The 20,523-nt window shown below is 63.0% G+C and carries 17 protein-coding genes and 2 pseudogenes; 12 read left to right on the top strand and 7 right to left on the bottom strand.

Translation table 11 applies throughout. From position 1 onward, the window contains the following. Nucleotides 1-15 precede the first annotated feature (15 nt). Nucleotides 16-765, bottom strand: a complete 750-nt coding sequence (locus tag NKI99_RS21090; RefSeq protein WP_023813534.1) for a CTP synthase C-terminal region-related (seleno)protein — start codon at nt 763-765, stop codon at nt 16-18. 81 nt (nt 766-846) lie between these two features. Here NKI99_RS21090 and NKI99_RS21085 point away from each other — a divergent pair, with 81 nt between their 5' ends. Further along, a complete protein-coding gene (locus NKI99_RS21085; RefSeq protein ID WP_164892996.1) occupies nt 847-1,716 on the top strand; it encodes a LysR family transcriptional regulator in 870 nt (289 codons plus the stop codon). 39 nt (nt 1,717-1,755) lie between these two features. Here the strand turns inward: NKI99_RS21085 and NKI99_RS21080 are convergent, their stop codons facing one another. Next, nucleotides 1,756-2,388: a LysE family translocator gene (locus NKI99_RS21080; RefSeq protein ID WP_023813536.1), complete on the bottom strand. Its 633-nt coding sequence runs from the start codon at nt 2,386-2,388 to the stop codon at nt 1,756-1,758. 131 nt (nt 2,389-2,519) lie between these two features. Further along, the gene (locus NKI99_RS21075) at nt 2,520-4,505 is read right to left on the bottom strand and encodes a TadE/TadG family type IV pilus assembly protein (protein ID WP_023813537.1); all 1,986 of its coding nucleotides are present in this window, start codon (nt 4,503-4,505) and stop codon (nt 2,520-2,522) included. A gap of 230 nt (nt 4,506-4,735) precedes the next feature. Between NKI99_RS21075 and NKI99_RS21070 the strand changes: the two genes are divergently transcribed. Together NKI99_RS21070 and NKI99_RS21065 are read left to right on the top strand one after the other, a co-directional pair. Beyond that, entirely contained in the window at nt 4,736-5,596 is an 861-nt protein-coding gene (locus NKI99_RS21070) for a TIGR01459 family HAD-type hydrolase (protein WP_352611886.1), read from the top strand. A 6-nt stretch (nt 5,597-5,602) separates the two neighbouring features. Then, on the top strand, nt 5,603-6,583 hold the full coding sequence (locus NKI99_RS21065; RefSeq protein WP_352611821.1) for a bifunctional riboflavin kinase/FAD synthetase: 981 nt from the start codon (nt 5,603-5,605) through the stop codon (nt 6,581-6,583). 18 nt (nt 6,584-6,601) lie between these two features. On the opposite strand, the pseudogene NKI99_RS21060 reads toward NKI99_RS21065, so the two are convergent. After that, nucleotides 6,602-7,155: pseudogene (locus tag NKI99_RS21060) on the bottom strand (HdeD family acid-resistance protein). Between the two features lie 194 nt (nt 7,156-7,349). On the opposite strand from NKI99_RS21060, the gene NKI99_RS21055 reads away from it, so the two are divergent. After that, on the top strand, nt 7,350-8,156 hold the full coding sequence (locus NKI99_RS21055) for a MipA/OmpV family protein (RefSeq protein ID WP_023813541.1): 807 nt from the start codon (nt 7,350-7,352) through the stop codon (nt 8,154-8,156). On the opposite strand, the gene NKI99_RS21050 is transcribed toward NKI99_RS21055, so the two are convergent. Continuing rightward, nucleotides 8,146-8,403, bottom strand: coding sequence for a hypothetical protein (locus tag NKI99_RS21050; RefSeq protein ID WP_352611820.1), 258 nt, complete (start codon nt 8,401-8,403; stop codon nt 8,146-8,148). The two genes, NKI99_RS21055 and NKI99_RS21050, sit on opposite strands and share 11 nt — an antisense overlap. Before the next feature lie 43 nt (nt 8,404-8,446). On the opposite strand from NKI99_RS21050, the gene ileS reads away from it, so the two are divergent. Both ileS and NKI99_RS21040 read left to right on the top strand, forming a co-directional pair. Further along, complete coding sequence (gene ileS / locus NKI99_RS21045) at nt 8,447-11,440, top strand: isoleucine--tRNA ligase (protein ID WP_352611819.1); 2,994 nt, start codon at nt 8,447-8,449, stop codon at nt 11,438-11,440. Nucleotides 11,441-11,646: 206 nt separating this feature from the next. Continuing rightward, the gene (locus NKI99_RS21040; protein WP_023813543.1) at nt 11,647-12,327 is read left to right on the top strand and encodes a hypothetical protein; all 681 of its coding nucleotides are present in this window, start codon (nt 11,647-11,649) and stop codon (nt 12,325-12,327) included. 40 nt (nt 12,328-12,367) lie between these two features. On the opposite strand, the gene NKI99_RS21035 is transcribed toward NKI99_RS21040, so the two are convergent. Further along, nucleotides 12,368-12,817 (bottom strand): nucleoside deaminase, encoded by a 450-nt coding sequence (locus NKI99_RS21035; RefSeq protein ID WP_023813544.1) that lies wholly within the window; start codon nt 12,815-12,817, stop codon nt 12,368-12,370. Between the two features lie 182 nt (nt 12,818-12,999). On the opposite strand from NKI99_RS21035, the gene NKI99_RS21030 reads away from it, so the two are divergent. The 5 genes from NKI99_RS21030 (at nt 13,000) to NKI99_RS21010 (ending at nt 19,415) form a co-directional block, all read left to right on the top strand. After that, nucleotides 13,000-15,036: a pseudouridine synthase gene (locus NKI99_RS21030; protein ID WP_352611818.1), complete on the top strand. Its 2,037-nt coding sequence runs from the start codon at nt 13,000-13,002 to the stop codon at nt 15,034-15,036. After that, the gene (gene rsmD, locus NKI99_RS21025) at nt 15,033-15,587 is read left to right on the top strand and encodes a 16S rRNA (guanine(966)-N(2))-methyltransferase RsmD (RefSeq protein ID WP_023813546.1); all 555 of its coding nucleotides are present in this window, start codon (nt 15,033-15,035) and stop codon (nt 15,585-15,587) included. Before NKI99_RS21030 ends, rsmD begins: the two co-directional genes overlap by 4 nt. Before the next feature lie 236 nt (nt 15,588-15,823). After that, the gene (locus tag NKI99_RS21020; RefSeq protein WP_352611817.1) at nt 15,824-17,212 is read left to right on the top strand and encodes a M16 family metallopeptidase; all 1,389 of its coding nucleotides are present in this window, start codon (nt 15,824-15,826) and stop codon (nt 17,210-17,212) included. Next, nucleotides 17,212-18,555 (top strand): M16 family metallopeptidase, encoded by a 1,344-nt coding sequence (locus tag NKI99_RS21015; protein ID WP_502905549.1) that lies wholly within the window; start codon nt 17,212-17,214, stop codon nt 18,553-18,555. Before NKI99_RS21020 ends, NKI99_RS21015 begins: the two co-directional genes overlap by 1 nt. After that, complete coding sequence (locus NKI99_RS21010) at nt 18,552-19,415, top strand: patatin-like phospholipase family protein (RefSeq protein WP_352611816.1); 864 nt, start codon at nt 18,552-18,554, stop codon at nt 19,413-19,415. The genes NKI99_RS21015 and NKI99_RS21010 overlap by 4 nt, the downstream gene beginning before the upstream one ends. Before the next feature lie 42 nt (nt 19,416-19,457). Here NKI99_RS21010 and NKI99_RS21005 read toward each other — a convergent pair whose 3' ends face one another. Next, entirely contained in the window at nt 19,458-20,000 is a 543-nt protein-coding gene (locus NKI99_RS21005; RefSeq protein ID WP_352611815.1) for a dihydrofolate reductase family protein, read from the bottom strand. A gap of 125 nt (nt 20,001-20,125) precedes the next feature. On the opposite strand from NKI99_RS21005, the pseudogene NKI99_RS21000 reads away from it, so the two are divergent. Continuing rightward, nucleotides 20,126-20,355 (top strand): annotated as a pseudogene (locus NKI99_RS21000) (patatin-like phospholipase family protein); the annotation flags it as partial. Nucleotides 20,356-20,523: the final 168 nt, after the last annotated feature.

Here is a 20,523-nt window from a genome sequence, read left to right as displayed (position 1 = left end):
ACGACGATAGGCCGTTCAGCGATTGAGCTGGGAAACATCACCGCCCCAAAACGCGGCGCGCGGTCTTGACCGGGCGCTTTCCAGGAAGGCGACAATGATTGGATGCGGGTGCTGCTTTGTCGACGTCAGCTGCGGCACGAAGAGCGTGGCAAGGTAGAATGGGTGGGATGGCAGCAGGAGGACGCGAGCCTCGCCATTCGAATCCCTGCCGACAATGTGAAAGCCGCCGGCGTCCAGTTCTTTCTGGTAGGCTGGATTGATGCCGAAGTTGCAATAGTAGCGCTCTTTCGTGTTCGTTTGTCCATAAATCCGCGCTGCCCGGCTCCCTCGCGTCAGAAATACGTCCATGGTTTGCCCAACGAGTGAACAGGTCAGCTGTGTGACGAACAGGGTGGAAGCATAGGGATCGTATTCCGCATGCTCGGCGTCCTGGAAACCCAGCACGTTGCGGGCATATTCGACGACCATATGCTGGCAACCGCCGCAGGTTCCCAAAGCAGGAATTTCGTTTTCCCTGGCATGCCGGATGGCATTCAGAGCGCCATTCATGCTCCTGTACGGGCTGCCTGGAGCGATCCAGATCGCATCAAAAGGTGCCAGCTTGTCGCTGACCCCGGTGATCAGTTCTTCGGTCGAAATCCACTGGTGTTCGTACTGGATACCGAGCGTGGACCCGGCATGATCCAGCGCTTCGTCCATCTTGGCGTGTGGTTCGAAAGATGGCGTGTATTCACCGATCAGCGCCAATGCGAGTCGTTGTGTCATGAGAGCTCCTATGAATTGAAGTGAGCTTCCAGATGCGTTATCGGAGATGCATAAGTAAAATGCATTCGGATGATATCTATCATGACTATCACTAATATCACTCTCGCTCAGCTGCGGGTCCTGACCATGATTGTCGAAGACGCGAGCTTTTCGACGGCCGCTACGCGGATCGGCATGACGCAGTCGGGCGCAAGCCAGGCGATGAGAAGCCTTGAAGGCGTTCTTGGAGTGAAGCTTCTGGTTCGCGGCAAGAACGGGGTGTTTCCGACGGAAATTGGACAAGCAGTGCTTCAGGATGCGCGAGAGGCCGTTCTGGCCATCGAGCGAATCCAGCAAAGGAGCGCCGCAGCTTCAGGCGCTCAGACCGGGCGGTTGCGCATTGGAAGCGTGGCAAGCGCGGTAGAGCGTTTGCTGCCGCAAATACTTGCCCGCTTCCAGCGGCTTTTCCCCGGCGTCGAACTGGTTTTGCTGGAAGGAACCGATCATGAGGTTCTGGAATGGGTTGAAACAGCAGTCGTTGACGTCGGCCTGACCTCCGAACAATCAGCCGAAACTGTCGGGGATGTAGTCCTGGAGGATGATTTCGTCTTTCTTGCTGCTTGCGACCACCCGCTAGCAGCGACGGCGCGCGTCAAATTGTGCGACCTGGCCGACGAGAATTTCATCATGTCGGGCTCTGGTTGCGAGCCGGTCATCCGTCAGCTCTTCGCATCCGTGAACATCTCGCCTAAGGTTGTCCTTACGGTTCGCGATACGGCTGCCCTGGTGGAAATGGTGTCGCAGGGGATCGGTGTGACACTGATGCCTGAGCTTTCCACTCCGGAAGGAGACGCTCGCGTGTGTCGAATTCCCATTGTTCCTTGTGTTCAGAGGCGGCTGCTCGTTGTCAGTCTTGCAAGGGCCAATCGTTCGCCAGCCGCGGAGAAATTCGTGCAGCTGCTGGCGCCCTGACGTTTCTAGCTCAGCTCGCGATCATCGTCCAAGGCGAATTCAGCGCTGCGCCTCTGTCGCCATCTTCAGCGCAAGTGCCGCCAGCACGGTGCCCATCATCCAGCGCTGGATGACCAGCCACAAAGGCCGTCCGGCGAGAAAGGTGGCGATCGAGCCGGCCGTCACCGCGATGACGGCATTGACGCTGAGACTGATCGAAATCTGCGTCGCGCCGAGCACCAGTAGCTGCGACAGGACGTGGCCTTTGCCGGGGCTGATGAACTGCGGCAACAGCGACAGATAGAGCACGGCCACCTTCGGATTGAGCAGATTCGTCATCAGGCCCATGGCGAAAAGCTTGCGCGGCCTGTCCCTCGGCAATTCGCGCACTTCGAACGGCGAGCGTCCGCCCGGCTTCACCGCCTGCCAGGCCAGCCACAGGAGATAGAGCACGCCGGCAAAGCGCAGCGCGTCATAGGCGTAGGGCACGGCGAGCAGCAGCGCGGTGATGCCGAACGCCGCCGCCAGCACATAGAAGACAAAGCCGAGTGCCACGCCGCCAAGCGAGATGAGCCCCGCCTTCGGCCCCTGCGACAGGGAACGCGAGATCAGATAGATCATGTTGGGGCCAGGCGTCAGCACCATGCCGAGGCAGACCAGCGCGAAGGCGAGATGATTGGCCGTTTCGGGCATCTGTTCTTCCCCAGCGCGCCGCGAATGGATGCACGATCCGGCAGGCGGCCAACATGTGCCTGTCCCGGCAGGCGCGCGCAAGTGCATGGCGGCGCCAGCCGTTGTTCCAGCTAGCCGCCGGTGCCTACGGATCAGCCGACGACGCGCAGGTTCGACAGTTCGTTGCCGATTTCCTTGAAATCGTTCGACAAGCTGGCGCCGGTGGCGTTCCAGAACAGTTTTGCCGGCTTGCTCGCGTCCGTTGGATCCTTGCGGAAGCGCGAGTTCGACGAGCAGGATTTCAGCGCCTCGATCGCCTGCTGGTCGGCGATTTTAGTCGTCGACAGATCGAGCGCCACAGTCATCACCATGATGTTGGCTGCCTTGGCGTTGTTGCAAAGCGTCGCCATCTGCTCGTTGAGCGCGTTGGTATAATTGCCGTTAGAATAATCGAATTGGCCAATGGTGCTCGATGTGCCCATGAACAGGCGGCCCACCGACGTGCCGTTGTAGCCGGGTTTGAGATAGCCGAAGGACGCATAGGTCGACTTCGAATCGGCGGGGTCGGAATAGCCGAGCGAGGAAGGCGTGTAGTAGGTGTTGGCGCCGTCGGTCAGCACGATCACGACCTTGTCGTTGCCCCTCTCGGTTTCCGGGCGTCCTTGCGTGAAGGGCTCGCCGCTCGAAACCACGCGCCATCCCCAGGCGATGCCTTCGGGAACATTGGTGCCGCCATCGGGCTTCATCAGGTCGATCGCGGCCTTGATCGCCGTGAGCCCAGTGGCAACGCTGACATCGGTCAGCGGCGTGATCGGGTTGGTGGAGCAGCTGTAGTTCGGCCCGTTGCCGGCGGCCAGCGCCGGCGCATTGATCGGCCGCGGCTGGAAATATTTGGCCATGTTGCGCAACCGGGATTGGCCGGTGCTGCTTGTCGGGTCGTCATTCCACCAGCTGTTGATAGCGCCATAGGCCGTCGGCGCGGCCTCATCCGGATCCTGAGTGATCTTCCAATGGTTGCCGGGTTCGTCAGGGGCGAACATCGGCACGAACATCGTCGCCGGATCGCCAATCCCTATGCCGGTGTTCGCAGAGCCGCCGGAAGGCGCCGCGTCGTTGACATTGTAGGGATAGGGCCTGGCCTCGACGCAACCCTGCCAACTGGCGAACGGGCCATAGGAATCGATGTAGTCGTATTCGTCGTGGTCGCGTTTGCAGGTGTTGTTCGAGTTGTATTCGTCGCAAACCACGCGCTTGCTGTTGGTGACACGCTCATGGTTGGTGACGACCTTCATGTCTCGGTAGAGCGAAAACCGGGTCAGCATCTGGCCTTCGCCGGTACCCCATCCGGTGCCGCGCTTGTACCAGATACCGTTGGTCTGCTGGGCGTATTTGTCGACCGCGTTCAGCGTCGACCAGTCGAAATTCTCGTTCGATACCGGCGACAGTCCTTCGGTGTCCATCCAGGACGCGTTACCGTTGCCGGGTCCGACATTGACCGAGGCGGCAAACGGCACGAGGCCGAACTGCACCGGCCTGTCGACCTGCTTGATCATCGCCGCCTGCTGGGCCAGCGTGTCGACCAGCTGTTTGGCCGCGGTCTTGAGAAGGTCGATCCGCGTTTGCCCCGAGCCCGTTCCGGTCTTGGTCATCGACCCGGAATTGTCGAGCACCAGGGCGACTTCAAGAGTGTTCTTCAGCCGCACTTCCGAGGAGACGTTGAAGCTGATCTTCTGGTTGGCGTCGGTTTCGGATTTGCCGACGAGCTGGCCGAAGACCGGATAGAAATAGGGCTTGTAGTCAAGCCGCGCGCTCATCTTGAGCAAGCCCCCGCCGGCGGTGTTGCTTGGCAAGGTGACGCTGAGCGTCGTGTTGGCGGGGTTGATCTTGTTGAGGTTGGCATTGAAGAAATCGAGCGCATAGGCTCTCAACTGGTCGTCGGTAGCACCTTCCGTCAGCCGGCGCGCCGTGGCGAAGTTTGCGGCATCGAGCGCATTCGAAACCGCCTGTTTTTCGCGGCTCATCTCGGTGAAGTCGACGGCCATCGCCAGGGCGCCCATGAGCGGAACCATCGCGACGACGGTCATAAGAGCATAGTTGCCGCGTTGGTCGCGGCAGAACTGACGCCAAAGTCCATGCATGTCTTGCAGCGGCCCCCGCCGGCGGATTCTCGATCGATGCCAGCTTTCCACAAAACGCTGAAGGCCGTGTTTGGGAAATCGCTCGATTGCCGGGGCAGCGCTTCACCAACCGCTAACCAATCGTGCCTGGCGAAAGCTGATGACAGGCCGGGGCGGTTCGGCTAATCCGAACCGGCTGCGGCGAACCGTCGGTCGCGGCGATCGCAACGATCATGACTGAAGGAAACGGCATGGCGGATTCGCCTGAAATCATCAGCTCGCTCGAAGACGTGTCGAAGGCCTATTCGGCAATCCTGTGCGACGTCTGGGGCGTGGTGCACAATGGTGAAACGCATTTCCCGGCGGCGGCCTCGGCATTGGCAAGGGCTCGAGAGGCGAAAATCCCCGTCGTCCTGATCACCAATTCGCCGCGCAGAAGTGCCGATGTCGTGGCGCAGATGAACGCGATCGGTGTTCCACCGTCAGCCTACGACCGGGTGGTTACCTCAGGCGACGTGACGCGGGATCTGATCGCCGAAGGGCCGCGCAAGATTTTCCATATCGGCGCCGACCGGGACGTCACCCTCTATGAAGGTCTCGATGTCGAGCTTGTCGAGGAGTTCGAGGCGTCCGGCGTCGTCTGCACCGGCCTGTTCGACGACGAGGTCGAGAAGCCCGAGGATTACACCGAGCTCCTGCGGCGGCTGCGCGCCCGGAACCTGCCTTTCATCTGCGCAAATCCCGACATCGTGGTCGAGCGTGGCGAACGCATCATATGGTGTGCCGGCGCGCTGGCGCGTGACTACGCCCAGCTCGGCGGCCGCACATTGATCGCTGGAAAACCTTACGCGCCGATCTACAATCTCGCGATGAAGGAGGTCGCCGAGATTCTTGGCCAGCCGGTCGAGCGCGGCCAGGTGCTGGCCATCGGCGACGGCATGATGACCGATGTGAAGGGCGCCGCCGACAATGGCTTCGATGTTCTTTATGTCTCCGGCGGAATCCATGCCCGCGACTATGGCGATACCCTGTACCCGGACCCGGCAAGACTGGCGGCGTTCCTGGAAAAGCATGGCTATGGTCCGGTGGCCGTCATTCCCAGACTTCGGTAGGTGACGATGGCAGCCTTCCAACGCATCCTGGCAACCGCGCCGCTTCCCGCCGACCTGCGCGGCGGCGTGGTGGCGATCGGCAATTTCGATGGCGTCCATCGCGGCCATCAGGCGGTGCTCGAGCGGGCCTCTGCCGAGGCCGGACGGCGTGGAGTGCCGGCCCTGGTGCTGACATTCGAACCGCATCCGCGCAAGATCTTCAGGCCTGATATCCCGTTGTTCGTGCTGACGCCGCCGCCGATGAAGGCGCGGCTCCTGTCGCTGCTAGGCTTTGCCGCGCTGGTCGAACAGCCGTTCACGCGCGACTTCGCCTCGCTGTCGGCGGAAGCGTTCGTGACGGATGTGCTGGAAACGAACCTTGGCATTACCCACGCCGTGACCGGGTTCGATTTCCACTTCGGCAAGGATCGTCAAGGCGGCCCGGCCTACCTGATGGCGGCCGGCGAGCGTCACGGCTTCGGCGTCACGCTCGTCGACGCCTTCCGGGACGAGGGCGCCGAGGTGGTGTCGTCCAGCCGCATCCGCGGATTGCTGGGCGAGGGCGAGGTGGCTGAAGCCGCCGGTCTGCTCGGCTACCGCTTCACCGTCGAAAGCGAGGTGGTCGGCGGACAGCAGCTTGGCCGCACCCTTGGCTTTCCAACCGCGAATATGAGGCTGTCGGCTGAAGCCGCACTCAAGGAGGGCATCTATGCCGTTCGCTTCCGCCGCGCCGACGGCACGCTTCACGACGGCGTCGCCAGCTTCGGCCGTCGGCCGACGGTCGACGACAATGGCGCGCCGCTGCTTGAAACCTTCGTCTTCGACTTCTCCGAAGACCTCTATGGCGAGGTCTGTCAGGTTTCCTTCTTCAGTTTCCTGCGCCCGGAGGTGAAGTTCGAAGGGCTCGACGCGCTGGTCGCGCAGATGAAGCGCGATGAAGCCGAGGCACGCGCGCTGCTTGCCGGCGTCAAGCCGCTCTCCGATCTCGACGCGGCCATGGCTTTTTGAGTACAGGCGTGATCCCGGCTACTTTTTCAGCGCCAGGCCGACGGCGATGAAGGTCCAGCCCTGGAAGATCAGGTCGATCGCCAGGAACAGTCCGAGCACCCACAGGCTGTTGACCGGCCAGCCCATGGCGATGATCAGACCTGCAAGGGCGCTGATGACACCGGCGGCGACGATCCAGCCCCAGCCGCGTTCCGGCCGATGGCTGTAGCCGACCCAGGCCCTGAGCACCCCTGACGCGACCAGCGCGATCGCCAGCAGGAACGTCAGCACCGCCGAGGCAAGCAACGGATTGCCGAAAGCGAAGAAGCCGGCAACGGCGTACAGCAGTCCGCTGAGCAGCCAGTAGAAGAAGCGGCTCCAGGTCTTGACGCCGAACGCATGCACGATCTCGATGATGCCCGCCATCAGCATCAGCCATCCACGACGTAGACGGAAGCCACCGTGGCGACGAACAGATTGGCAAAGGCAATGCCGCCGAAGATGAGCAGCAGCACACCGAGCGCGACAAACCATCCCCATTTTGTCCGTGTCTGTTCGATCGCGATTTTCAAGGCGTCGCCATGCAGGGTCATTGTCGCGGTCTCCATCGAGGGCTGCGGAATACTGCGAATGGAAGGTAATCCGGGCGCGGGCCAACGTCCAGTCGATGACCGGCAGCCGGATCGCAGCAAAGCGCGAGCGTATGTCTCGGGTTTAAATCAAATTTTACCAAACGGCCGTCAAAGCTGTCGTCGGTAACCGTGTGTGTTGTGTTAGTGGAGTGGCCATGAGTCCGGTCGGAAGAATCTCTCTGGTGTTGGCCGCTGCGATGCTGGGTGGCGCGGGCGTTGCCAATGCGGGCGAGGGCAGCTGGCTGTCCGGCGACTGGTATCTGACCGTTGGCGCCACTGGCATGGTGGCGCCGAATTTCGAGGGCGGCAAGAAGTACCTGCTCAGCGCATCGCCGATCATTTCGCTGGGCAAGGCCGGACCTGCCGCCCGCTTTGTCTCGCGCAACGACAACATCTCGCTGGCGCTGGTCGATGATGGCGGTGTCCGCGCCGGCCTGACCGGCAAGTTCCTGTTTTCCCGCGACGATGACAACGCCGATGAGCTGAAGGGCCTCGATCCGGTGCGCTGGGGCGGGGAAGTCGGCGGCTTCTTCGAATTCTATCCGACGGACTGGCTGCGCGCCCGCGCCGAGCTGCGCCATGGCATTCGCGCCCACAACGGCTTTGTCGCCGACATTGCCGCCGACGCCTTCTACGATGTGACGCCAACCGTCAGGATTTCGGGAGGACCGCGTGTTTCCTTCGCCTCAGGCAACTATTTCGACGCCTATTATGGCGTCAACGCGCAGGAAGCGGTGGCTTCGGGCTTGAGCGAATATCATCCCGGTGGCGGGCTGAAATCGACCGGCCTTGGCGGCGCCATAACCTGGAAGGTGACCGAGCCGATGACCGCCAGCCTGTTTGGCGAATATTCGCGCCTGATGGGACCGGCGGCCGATTCCAGCCTGGTCAAGGAGCGTGGCGACCGCAACCAGTTTATGATTGGCGTGTCGACCACCTACCGCTTCGATTTCACGATGTAGGTGAATCGAACGAGAGACGCTTTATTCCTGCGTCTATCTCCGCTAAAAGCCCACCAATGACGAGCTTTTTGCGCCTTCGCGTGCTGACGATACGAATTACCGGCCCGGTGTTCCGGGCGGCCTGAGGGTCGCCGGAACCGCCGGGAATTCTGCGCGCGGCCTCTCGCGCTTTTTCCAGATCATCAGGCATGTCGCCCAAAAGTGGCCCCGGTTTTGGGAAAACGACATGCGCAAAAGTATAGTTCAACGCCCGAGCTCTTTTGCCGCCGGGCAATGCACATGGCAGACCAATGACCGATACAACTGAAACGATCGACTATTCCAAGACGCTTTACCTGCCGCGGACGGATTTCCCGATGCGTGCCGGCTTGCCGGAGAAGGAGCCGCTGCTGGTCAAGCGCTGGCAGGACATGGACCTCTACCGCAAGCTGCGCGAGAGCGCTGCCGGCCGCACGAAATACGTGCTGCATGACGGCCCGCCCTACGCCAACGGCAACATCCATATCGGCCATGCGCTGAACAAGATCCTCAAGGACGTCATCACCCGCTCGTTCCAGATGCGCGGTTACGACTCGAACTATGTGCCCGGCTGGGACTGTCACGGCCTGCCGATCGAATGGAAGATCGAGGAGCAGTACCGCGCCAAGGGCAAGAACAAGGACGAGGTGCCGGTCAACGAATTCCGCAAGGAATGCCGTGAGTTCGCCGCAGGTTGGATCACGGTGCAGGGGGCCGAGTTCCAGCGCCTCGGCGTCATCGGCGACTTCGAGAATCCCTATACGACGATGGCTTTCCATGCCGAGTCGCGCATCGCCGGCGAGCTGTTGAAATTCGCCATGTCGGGCCAGCTCTACCGCGGCTCCAAGCCGGTGATGTGGAGCGTGGTCGAGCGTACGGCGCTGGCCGAGGCCGAGATCGAGTACCACGACTATGAGAGCGACACGATCTGGGTGAAGTTTCCGATCCAGTCTGCTGATGGGGATACGATTTTACACGTCGAGGACGAAGGTGGTGAGCGAACTGGCAGGAAAATTGTCGTAAAGCCGCCGCACAGTTTGTCCCATGCTTCAGTTGTCATCTGGACGACAACGCCTTGGACGATCCCGGGTAACCGGGCGGTAGCCTATTCGCCACGCATTGCCTACGGACTTTACGAGATCGTGGCAGCCGAAAATGACTTTGGCCCTCAGCCCGGTGAGAAGCTGGTCTTTGCCGACGCGCTTGCCGATGAAAGCGCAGCCAAAGCCAAGGTGAATTTTAAGCGACTTCGCACCGTGACAAGCGAGGAACTTGCCAACGTAACGTTAGATCATCCGTTTTTTGCGTTAAACGGAGGGTATCATTTCGATGTGCCCATGCTCGTCGGCGACCATGTCACCGACGATGCCGGCACCGGCTTCGTCCACACCGCGCCCGGTCACGGCCGCGAGGACTTTGACGCCTGGATGGATGCGGCGGTGGATCTGCGCACACGCGGCATCGATCCCGCCATCCCGTTCACCGTCGACGATGGCGGCTTCTTCACCAAGGACGCGCCGGGGTTCGGCCCCGACCGCGAGGGTGGACCGGCACGCGTCATCGATGACAATGGCAAGAAGGGCAACGCCAACCAGGCCGTCATCGACGAGTTGATCAAACGCAACGCGCTGTTCGCGCGTGGCCGGCTGAAGCACAGCTACCCTCACTCCTGGCGGTCCAAGAAACCGATCATCTTCCGCAACACGCCGCAATGGTTCGTCTACATGGACAAGGACCTCGGCGATGGCTCGACGTTGCGCAGCCGGGCGCTCAAGGCCATCGACGACACCCGCTTCGTGCCCGCCGCCGGCCAGAACCGCATCCGCGCCATGATCGAGGAGCGCCCGGACTGGGTGCTGTCGCGCCAGCGCGCCTGGGGCGTGCCGATCGCCGTCTTCGCCGATGCCGACGGCAATGTGCTGAAGGACGAAGCGGTCAACCAGCGCATCATGGACGCCTTCGAGAAGGAGGGCGCCGACGCCTGGTTCGCGGCTGATGCCAAGGAGCGTTTCCTTGGCAATCACGACGCTTCGAAGTGGAAGCAGGTGATGGACATCCTCGACGTCTGGTTCGATTCGGGCTCGACGCATGCCTTCACGCTGGAGGATCGTCCTGACCTGAAATGGCCGGCCGACGTCTATCTCGAAGGCTCCGACCAGCATCGCGGCTGGTTCCATTCGTCGCTGCTGGAGAGCTGCGGCACCAGGGGCAGGGCGCCTTACGACACCGTCGTCACCCATGGTTTCACCATGGACGAGGATGGCCGCAAGATGTCAAAGTCGCTGGGCAACACCGTGGTGCCGCAGGACGTCATCAAGCAGTCGGGCGCCGATATCCTGCGTCTGTGGGTGGTGACGACCGACTACTGGGAGGACCAGCGGCTCGGCAAGAACGTGCTGCAGACCAACATCGACGCCTACCGCAAACTGCGCAACACCATCCGCTGGATGCTGGGTACGCTTGCCCATGACGATGGCGAAGAGGTGCCGATGGAGAAAATGCCGGAGCTGGAGCGGCTGATGCTGCACCGGCTGGCCGAGCTCGATGAGGTCGTGCGTTCGGGCTACGACGCCTTCGAATTCAAGCGCATCACCCGCATGCTGCTCGATTTCATGGTGGTCGAGCTGTCGGCGTTCTATTTCGACATCCGCAAGGACGCGCTCTACTGCGACGCGCCGACGAGCCTGAAGCGCAAGGCTTCGGTGCAGGTGGTGCGCCATCTCTTCGATTGCCTGGTGAAATGGCTGGCGCCGATGCTGCCTTTCACCATGGAGGAGGCCTGGCTTGACCGTCATCCCGACGCCGTCTCTGTGCATCTCGACCAGTTCCCGCAAATCCCGGCGGACTGGAAGAACGAGGCGCTGGCGGAAAAGTGGCGCCAGGTGCGGCAAGTGCGGCGCGTCGTCACCGGCGCGCTGGAGATCGCGCGCGCCCAGAAGGTGATCGGATCGTCGCTGGAAGCGGTGCCGGTCGTCACAATCAACGACGCAGCGCTCGAAGCGGCGATTTCAGATGTCGACATGGCCGAGATGGCGATCACCAGCGATCTGGTCATCGCTCATGGCGAGGCACCGGCTGGTGCCTTCGCGATCGACGACGTCAAGGGTGTCGCCGTGGTGGTCGAGAAGGCCGAGGATCGTGGCCTGTTAAAATGTGCACGCTCCTGGCGCTACACCGCCGATGTCGGCCAGGATCCGGAATTCCCGGATGTTTCGGCTAGGGATGCGGCGGTGCTGCATGAATTGAAGACGCTTGGCCGACTTTAACGGTTAGTCGGCTGGATCGGTGCACAAATGCCACGCCGGGCGGGCGAAAACCGCCCGCGCGTTGCCCTTAACGAGTGGTTGAGGTAAACACGCGAAACTCCGGAAGACAAATTGTCGCCGGATTTCCGTCGCAAGTGCTTGGACGATGGGGACCGGCCACAAGGCCGGCGGCAATCGAGAGGCTGTCTAGAGTGGGACTTTTTGGCATGACCGAGAGATATAATGCGCGCTTGGCGCTGCTGGCGCCGCTTGTCGCGTCGGGCCTCGCTTTGTCCGGCTGCATGGGCTCTCCGACCTACGGCACCGACAAGACCGCCGGCGAACAGCTGGCCGGCGATATTTCAGGTGCCTTTTCATTCGCGCCGAAGCGCAAGGAACAGATCGACTACAAGCCGCGTCCGACGCTTGTGAAGCCGGCGCCAGGCCAGAAGGAAGCGCTGCCGGCCCCGCAGGACAGCATCGAGACGGCGAGCGCCGAATGGCCCGAATCGCCCGAGCAGCGCCGCGCCCGCCTGCGCGCCGACGCCACCGCCCATCAGAACGACCCGGCTTACCAGTCGGAGATCGTCGACGACGTGCAGACCGATCCGGCCTCGGTGAAGAGGGCAATGGCGGAATCAGGCTCGAGCCACCCGCCGGCATGGACACCGGCCGATTCCGACAAGGGTCGCGCCGCCGAGATCCAGCGCCGCCTTGCCGACAGCAAGCAGGGCGATCCGAACACCCGCAAATATCTGAGCGAGCCTCCAGTGCAGTATCGTGTCGCGGCCGGCACGGCGCCGCAGAACGAGCTTGGCGAGGACGAGTACAAGAAGGAACGCCGTCTCAAGAAAGAGGCGGAAGGCAAGAAGGGCAGCGGCTGGTTCGACTGGATGCCGTCCCTGTAAAAACCGCTTCTTTCTTATTTCTTGCCGAAGGGCGCCCGGCTCAGCCGCGCCGTTCCCGGAAAAATCCTTTGAGCAACAAGGCCGCCTCGGTCTCGCCCATGCCTGGATAGATGTCGGGCCTGTGGTGGCAGGTTGGCGATGCGAAGAAGCGCACGCCATTGACCACCGCGCCGCCCTTGTCGTCGGCGGCACCGAAATAAAGCCGGCGCAGCCGGGCGAAGGAAATGGCGCCGGCGCACATGGCGCAAGGTTCCAGCGTCACATAGAGATCATGGCCGGTCAGCCGTTCGGCCGACAGTTTGCGGCAAGCTTCGCGGATGACCAGCATCTCGGCATGCGCGGTCGGGTCGGCAAGTTCGCGTGTGCGGTTGCCGGCGCTGGCGACAACACCAGCGCCGTTGGCGATGACGGCGCCGACCGGCACTTCGCCTCGCAAGGCGGCAGCCTCGGCCTCCTTCAGCGCCAGCGCCATGAAATCGGGCCGCTTCACGCGATTTCCACTCTGATTATCTCCTCGCCACCTGACGGTGATCCTGTTATTGAGCGCAGGACCTCGAAAATCGGGACTCGGTTTTCGAAAATGATCATGCGCCACATCAAAAGTGCTACAGCGTTCGTTGCGCGCCCGAAAGGATGCGCCACGCTGTAGCAGCGCAAACGGATAAAGGCCACATGGACGACAACGACAAGAAATTCCGACCCAGGAAGGGTCCGGCCAAGAGTGGGCCGAAAGCCGCGGGACCGCGCAGCCGTGATGGCGCCGCTGGCAAGGGCGGCAAGCCGTCCTTTGGCGCCAAGAAGCCTTACGCACCGCGTGGCGATCGGCCGATGGCCGCCGATGGCGAGCGGCCGAAGCGCGATTTCAAGGGCGGCGACAAGCCTTTCAGCAAAGGCCCGCGACCCGAAGGGAAGCCTTTTGAGAAGCGCGAAGGGCCGCGCAAGCCCTACGCACCGCGCGGCGACCGCCCGATGGCCGCCGAGGGTGAGCGCAAACCGTATGAGAAGCGCGAAGGACCACGCAAGCCCTACGCACCGCGCGGCGATCGCCCGGTGGCCGCCGAAGGCGAGCGCAAGCCCTATGAAAAGCGCGAGGGGCCGCGCAAGCCCTATGCACCGCGGGGCGACCGACCGGCTGCGGCGGCAGCGGGCGGCGAAAAGCGTTTCGACCGTCCCAAGCGTGATTTCAGTGACCGCGCGCCGCGCGACGCTGGCGATCGCCCGAAGCGTGACTTCGCCGACCGCCCCAAGCGTGATTTCGGCGACCGGCCGAAGCGGGATTTCAACGATCGGCCGCAAGGCGCGGCAGGCGGCAGCTTCAAGCCACGCCCGCGTCCCGCCGAGGGCGCGGAAGAGGCAGGCGAGCGCATCGCCAAGCGGTTGGCCCGCGCCGGCCTGGCCTCGCGCCGCGATGCCGAGGAGCTGATCGCCGCCGGCCGCGTCAAGGTCAATGGCCGCGCCCTGACTTCACCGGCCTTCAACGTCATGCCTGATGACATCATCCATCTCGACGGCATGGAAATCCCGCCGATCGAGCGCACCCGGCTGTTCCTGTTCCACAAGCCGGCCGGCGTCGTCACCACCAACCGCGATCCCGAGGGCCGCAAGACCGTCTTCGACGTGCTGCCGGCTGAATTGCCGCGGCTGATGACCATCGGCCGGCTCGACATCAACACCGAAGGCCTGCTGCTGCTCACCAATGATGGCGGCCTCTCGCGCGTGCTCGAACTGCCGGCCACCGGCTGGCTGCGCCGCTACCGCGTGCGCGTCCACGGCAAGGTCGAGGAAAGCGCGCTTGCCGGCCTCCGTGAAGGCATTGCCGTCGACGGCGTGTTCTACGGTGCCATCGAAGCGACGCTCGACCGTGAGCAAGGCACCAATGCCTGGCTGACGATCGGTCTGCGCGAGGGCAAGAACCGCGAAGTCAGGAACATTCTGGGTTCGCTCGGCCTCGACGTGACGCGGCTGATCCGCATCTCCTACGGGCCGTTCCAGCTCGATGACCTCGCCGAGGGCCATGTGCTGGAGATCAAGGGGCGCGTGCTGCGTGACCAACTCGGCGAGCGCCTGGTCGAGGAATCCGGCGCCAATTTCGACGCCGATGTCACCAAGCCGTTTTCCAACAAGCCGGTGCGGCGCACCGAAGTTCGCGAGCCGGAGCCGGAGCGGCCGAAATTCACCCGTGACGGTGAGCGCCGCCCGATCGGGGAGGGCGGTCTGATCAAGAACCGCAAACGCCGCGAAGGCAGCCGCGACGAGGCTCTGGGCAAACTGTCGACAAGTCCCGACAGAAGCGCGGAGAAGGGTTTTGGCGAACGCGGCCCGCGTCCCGAACGCAGCTTTGGCGACAAGCCGCGCGGCAGTTTTGGCGACAAACCGCGCGGCGGCTTCGGCGACAAGCCGCGTGGTGCTTTTGGCGGCAAGCCGGGTGGTGGCAAAAAGTCCGAGCGCGAGCAGCGGCCGATCGAGCCGCCCGGCCAGCGCAAGGCCAATGTCTGGATGGCGCCGGGCGCGCGGCCGATCGGCAAGGGCAGGGCCGATGCAGACGCAGCCAAGGCCGCTGAAGCAAAGGCGCGCAAGGCATCGTTCAAGCCGACCTATGGCAAACCGGCCGGTGCCAAGCCGTTCGGCAAGCCGAGAGGCGAACGTCCGGGGGGGGCCGGCGGCGGTGAGCGTCCGCGCAATGGTCCCCGAGGCCCCAAAGCGAGATGAGAATCGTCGGTGGTGAGTTTCGCGGGCGTCCGCTGGCGACGCCCCGTTCGAGCGCCATCCGTCCGACGACCGATCGCACCCGCGAGGCGGTCTTCAACGTGCTGGCGCATCGCTTTGCCGCGCAGTTGGACGGTGCGCGCGTGCTCGACCTGTTCGCCGGCACCGGTGCGCTGGGGCTTGAGGCGCTGTCGCGCGGTGCCTCCTATGGCGTCTTCATCGAGGAATCGGCCGAAGGCCGTGGCCTGATCCGCGACAATGTCGAGGCCTTCGGCCTGACCGGCCGCACCAAGATCTTCCGCCGCGATGCCACCGGCCTTGGCGAAGCGGGCACGCTGGCGCCGTTCGGCCTCGTCTTTGCCGACCCGCCCTATGGCAAGGGTCTTGGCGAGCGCGCCTTGCAGTCGGCGAAAGCCGGCGGCTGGCTTCGCCCCGGCGCGCTGTGCGTGGTCGAGGAGGCGGCAGTGGCGCCGTTCGAGCCGGGCCCCGGCTTTTCCGTGCTGGACGAGCGCAACTATGGCGAGACCGTCATCCGCTTTGTCGAGGCGGTCTGATACGCCTCGTATCCTTGGCCGTGCATCCATGAGCCGGCCTCTTTGCCGCCGCCTTTGCCGGCAACATGACCAACAATTCACTTTGCTTGTCGCCAGCACCTTGCCTATCGTCCGCCAAAGCAATTCCAGGAAAAGTGTGAAGCGGTTTTCCGCCCAGAATTGCGACAAAACAAAGAGATAGAGCGGTTCAACGTTTCCGTGAAACGATGAACCGCTCTACGAAACCGGAGCCGTTGATGACATCCAGGATTGAATGGCTGCGGGGAACGCTGTTGGCGACCTCTTTGGCTTTTGTCATGACCAGCCCGGTGCTGGCCGAGAGCCCCGTCTTGCCCAACACGGTTCCGGCCGAGTTCAAGGTCACGGATTTCCTGCTCGACAACGGCATGGAGGTGGTCGTCATTCCCGACCACCGTGCGCCGATCGTCACCCACATGGTCTGGTACAAGATCGGCAGCGCCGACGAGCCGCCCGGCAAATCCGGCATTGCGCATTTCTTCGAACATCTGATGTTCAAGGCGACGACCAACCATGCGGCCGGCGAGTTCGACCGCGCCATCTCCGATATCGGCGGCTCCAACAACGCCTTCACCTCTTACGACTACACCGCCTTCCACGAAACGGTGGCGCCGTCGGCGCTCGAGCTGATGATGAGCTTCGAGGCCGATCGCATGCGCAATCTCATTCTCACCGACGATGTGATCAAGACCGAGCGCGATGTCATCCTCGAGGAGCGCCGCTCGCGCATCGACAACAGCCCCGAGGCCGTGCTGGACGAGGAGGTCGATGCGACGCTGTGGCAGAACCAGCCCTATCGCATCCCGGTCATCGGCTGGATGCAGGAGATGCAGCAGCTGAACCGCGCCGACGCTGTTGCCTTCTATGACAAATATTACCGGCCCAACAACGCGGTGCTGATCGTCGCCGGCGATGTCGAACCGGACACGGTGCGGGCGCTGGCCGAAAAGACCTATGGCAAGGTGGCGCGCGGCCCCGATCTGCCGCCGCGCATCCGTCCGGTCGAGCCGGAGCAGAACACCAAGCGCACGGTGACGCTCGCCGATGCCCGCGTCAGCGTGCCGAGCTTTTCCACCCAATGGGTGGTGCCGTCCTATCACACCGGCAAGCCGGGCGAGGCGGAAGCGCTCGACCTCTTGGCGGAGATCCTTGGCGGCGGCAATCGCAGCCGGCTCTACCAGGCGCTCGTCGTCCAGCAAGGTATCGCATCCAGCGCCGGCGCCTTTTTCCAGGGCACCATGCTCGACGACACCAACTTCACCGTCTACGGCGCGCCGCGCGGCGATGCCAAGATTTCCGACGTCGAAGCGGCGGTCGATGCCGAAGTGGTGCGCATCGTCCGGGATGGCGTCACGCCATCGGAGTTGGAGAAGGCCAAGGACCGCTATGTCAGGTCGATGATTTTTGCCCGCGACAAGCAGGATTCCATGGCCAACATTTACGGGTCGACGCTGGCCACCGGCGGCAATGTGCAGGACGTCCAGCAGTGGACGGACCGCATCCGCAAGGTCACGACAGATGAGGTCAAGGCCGTCGCCGCGCGCTACCTGGTGCTCGCCCGGTCGACCACCGGCTATCTCTTGCCGCAGCAACAGGCGGGGAATTGATGATGAAGAGCACGAACGCGGTACGCGCACCCCTCACCACCCTCTTCCTCTCCGTCCTCTTCCTCATCCTGCCGGCACTCACCGCGCGGGCCATGGACATCCAGTCCGTCACCTCGCCAAAGGGCATCACCGCCTGGCTGGTCGAGGACTATTCCGTGCCGGTCGTCGCCATCCGCTTTGTCTTCGGCGGCGGCTCGACGCAGGATCCGGTCGGCAAGGAAGGGCTGGCCAATCTGATGACCGGCCTGTTCGACGAAGGCGCCGGACCGCTCGACAGTGAAGACTTCCAGATCAAGCTCGACGATGCCGGCGCCGAGATGAGCTTCGACGAGAGCCGCGACGGCATCTACGGCTCCATGCGCATGCTGGCCGAGCAGCGCGACCAGGCCTTCGACCTGTTGCGGCTGGCGGTCAACGAGCCGCGCTTCGACCAGCTGCCGATCGACCGCATCCGCGCCCAGATCCTTTCCGGCATCATTGCCGGCGAGAATGATCCCGACACGGTGGCGCAGAACAAATGGGCGCGTGCCCTCTATGGCGATCATCCCTATTCCCGCTCCGATCAGGGCACCAAGGAAAGCATCGCCACCATCACGCCCGATGATCTCAAAGCCCTGCACAAAGCGGTGTTCGCCCGCGGCGGCCTGCGTGTCGCCGTGGTCGGCGCCATCGACGCGGAGACGCTGAAGAAGAAGCTCGACATGGTGTTCGGCGACCTGCCGCAAAACCAGGCGCTGAGGCCGGTGGCCGATATCGACCCGAAGCTGGCGCAGCATATCGAGGTTGACTACGACCTGCCGCAGACCTCCCTGCAGCTCGCTTTTCCCGGCGTGAAGCGCAAGGCGGCGGATTTCTTCCCCGCCGTGCTGATGAACGAGATCCTCGGCGGCGGCACCTTCACCTCACGCCTGTTCCAGGAAGTGCGCGAGAAGCGCGGGCTGGCCTACAGCGTCAACTCCTCGCTGATCAACCAGGACCACGCCAACGCGCTGATCGTCAGCACCGGCACCCGCTCCGACCGCGCGGCCGAGACGCTGGGCATCGTCCGCGACGTCGTCAATCAGCTGGCCGAAGAAGGCCCGACCGAGGCGGAGCTGGCGGCGACCAAGAAATACATGATCGGCGCCTACGCCATCAACAATCTGGACTCCTCCAGCGCCATCGCCTCGACGCTGGTCGAACTGCAGCTCGACGATCTCGGCATCGACTACATGCAGCGCCGCGCCGGCTACATCAACGCGGTGACGCTCGATCAGGTCAAGGCGGCGGCGAAGAAACTGCTGACCGCCGAGCCGACCATCATGGTCATCGGCCCGAAATTGGCCGGAGCCGGCAAGGGATGAGCCCGACCTTCGGCATCGCCTTCGGCGGCGGCGGCGCGCGCGGGCTGGCGCATATCCATGTCATCGAGGCGCTGGACGAGTTGGGCATCAAGCCGGTGGCGATTGCCGGCTCGTCGATCGGCGCCATCATGGGCGCCGGCATGGCATCGGGCATGACCGGCAAGGACATCCACGACTATGCCCGCTCGATCCTCGGCCGCCGCGCCCAAGTGGCGAGCCGCATGTGGCGGGCGCGGCCGGGCACGATCGCCGAAGCCATGCAGGTCCGCGTCAGCCAGTTCAACGTCGAGCGCATCCTGAAAGCCTTTCTGCCCGAGGCCATTCCCGAAACCTTCGCCGAGCTGAAAATCCCGCTCAAGGTGACGGCGACCGACTATTTCGGCCACAAGCTCGCTGTCTTCGAAGACGGCGACCTGCACTCGGCGCTGGCGGCCTCGGCGGCCATCCCCGCCGTGTTCCGCCCGGTGACGCGCGACGGCAGGCTGCTGATCGACGGCGGCATCTACAACCCCGTGCCGTTCGACCTGATCGAAAACGATGCCGACATCATCATCGGCGTCGACGTCGTCGGCGCACCGGAGGAAGTCGACCGCAAGCACCCGACCTCCGTCGACCTGATGTTCGGCGCCACGCAATTGATGATGCAGTCGATCACCGCCAACAAGCTGAAGCAATGCCGCCCCGACATCCTGGTCCGCCCGGCGGTGTCGAAATACCGGGTGCTCGATTTTTTGAAGATCGACGCCTTGATGAACGAGACGGCGGATATCAAGGACGAGCTGAAGCGGCAGGTGGAGAAGGTGGTTGAGGCGAGGAATAGCGCCGCCATCAAGGGGAGGCGGAGGAAGCAGGTCGGGTGAAGTGCATCTTTCCTTCACCTGAGAGGAGAGAGCCCAACCGTCTTATGACTTAGCCGTCATCGGCGCATACTCTAGCGCCACCACGCCGTTGCTAAACGGCTTTGCGGAAATCAGGTCGAGCGTCACCGGCTCACCGATTGGGAATAGCGGCTTGCCCTGACCGACGGTGCCTGGATAGCTGAGCAGCCTGACGCGGTCGACCAGGCCGTGGCGCAGCAATTCCTGCGCGACGCTGAGGCTGCCATGCACGTAGATGTTGCCGCCGCTGCCTTGCTTCAGCGTCCTGACCGCTTCCGGCAGAGGCCCTTTCAGCAATTCGGCAGGCTTCCAGTCGAGCGCCTTCAGGCTGGTCGAGGCGACATATTTCGGCAGCGCGTTGAACCGGTCGGCAAAATCTCCGGTTTCCGTGGGCCAGGAGCCGGCAAAGATCTCATAAGTCGTGCGCCCCAAAAGCATGGCGCCGCTGTCGGCAAGCTCGTCCTCCTTGAACCTGTTCATCTCGTCGTTCCAGGTCACGCTGGGCAGCTTCTCGACCTCAGCAATGCCATCGACGCGGATGAATTCGGTGACGATGAGTTTTGGCATGGCGCTCTCCTTCTTCGGTCAGAGGACGGATTGCGCGGGCGCTTTGCGACAGGCTCTTGAGAAATATCGCGGCGCCTTGTCGTTTTCGGCTAATGCCCGAGACACGCATTGACCTCAGCCGGCCTGACGGCGCCACCCAATTGATGATGCAGTCGATCATCGCCAACAAGCTGAAGCAGTGCCGCTCGACATCCTGGTTCGCCCGGCGGTGTCGAAATACTGCGTGCTCGATTTCCTGAAGATCGACGCCTTGATGAACGAGACGGTGGATATCAAGGACGAGCTGAAGCGGCAGGTGGACAAGGCGGTGGAGGCGAGGAGCGGGAAGGGCAAGCGCGGGAAAAGAGTGGGCTGAGGGAGACGTTGCGTCGGCGCCCCAAAGCTCTTCAGGCTATCTTATTGCCCGTGCATCAAGCTTTTCTATCAAGCCGCTCGCTTGTACGCCTCCGGCGAGGGCCGCCTTGCGCGAGCATGGCACGGTAGCGAGGCTGCGCTCTTAAGGTCGTCCTTACGAGCGAAGTTG

Origin of the sequence: Mesorhizobium sp. M0239 (assembly GCF_040321815.1) — a bacterium.
Classification (GTDB): Bacteria; Pseudomonadota; Alphaproteobacteria; order Rhizobiales; family Rhizobiaceae; genus Mesorhizobium.
Note: the sequence above shows the minus strand (reverse complement) of the source record. Positions and strands in the feature narration are given on the sequence as shown.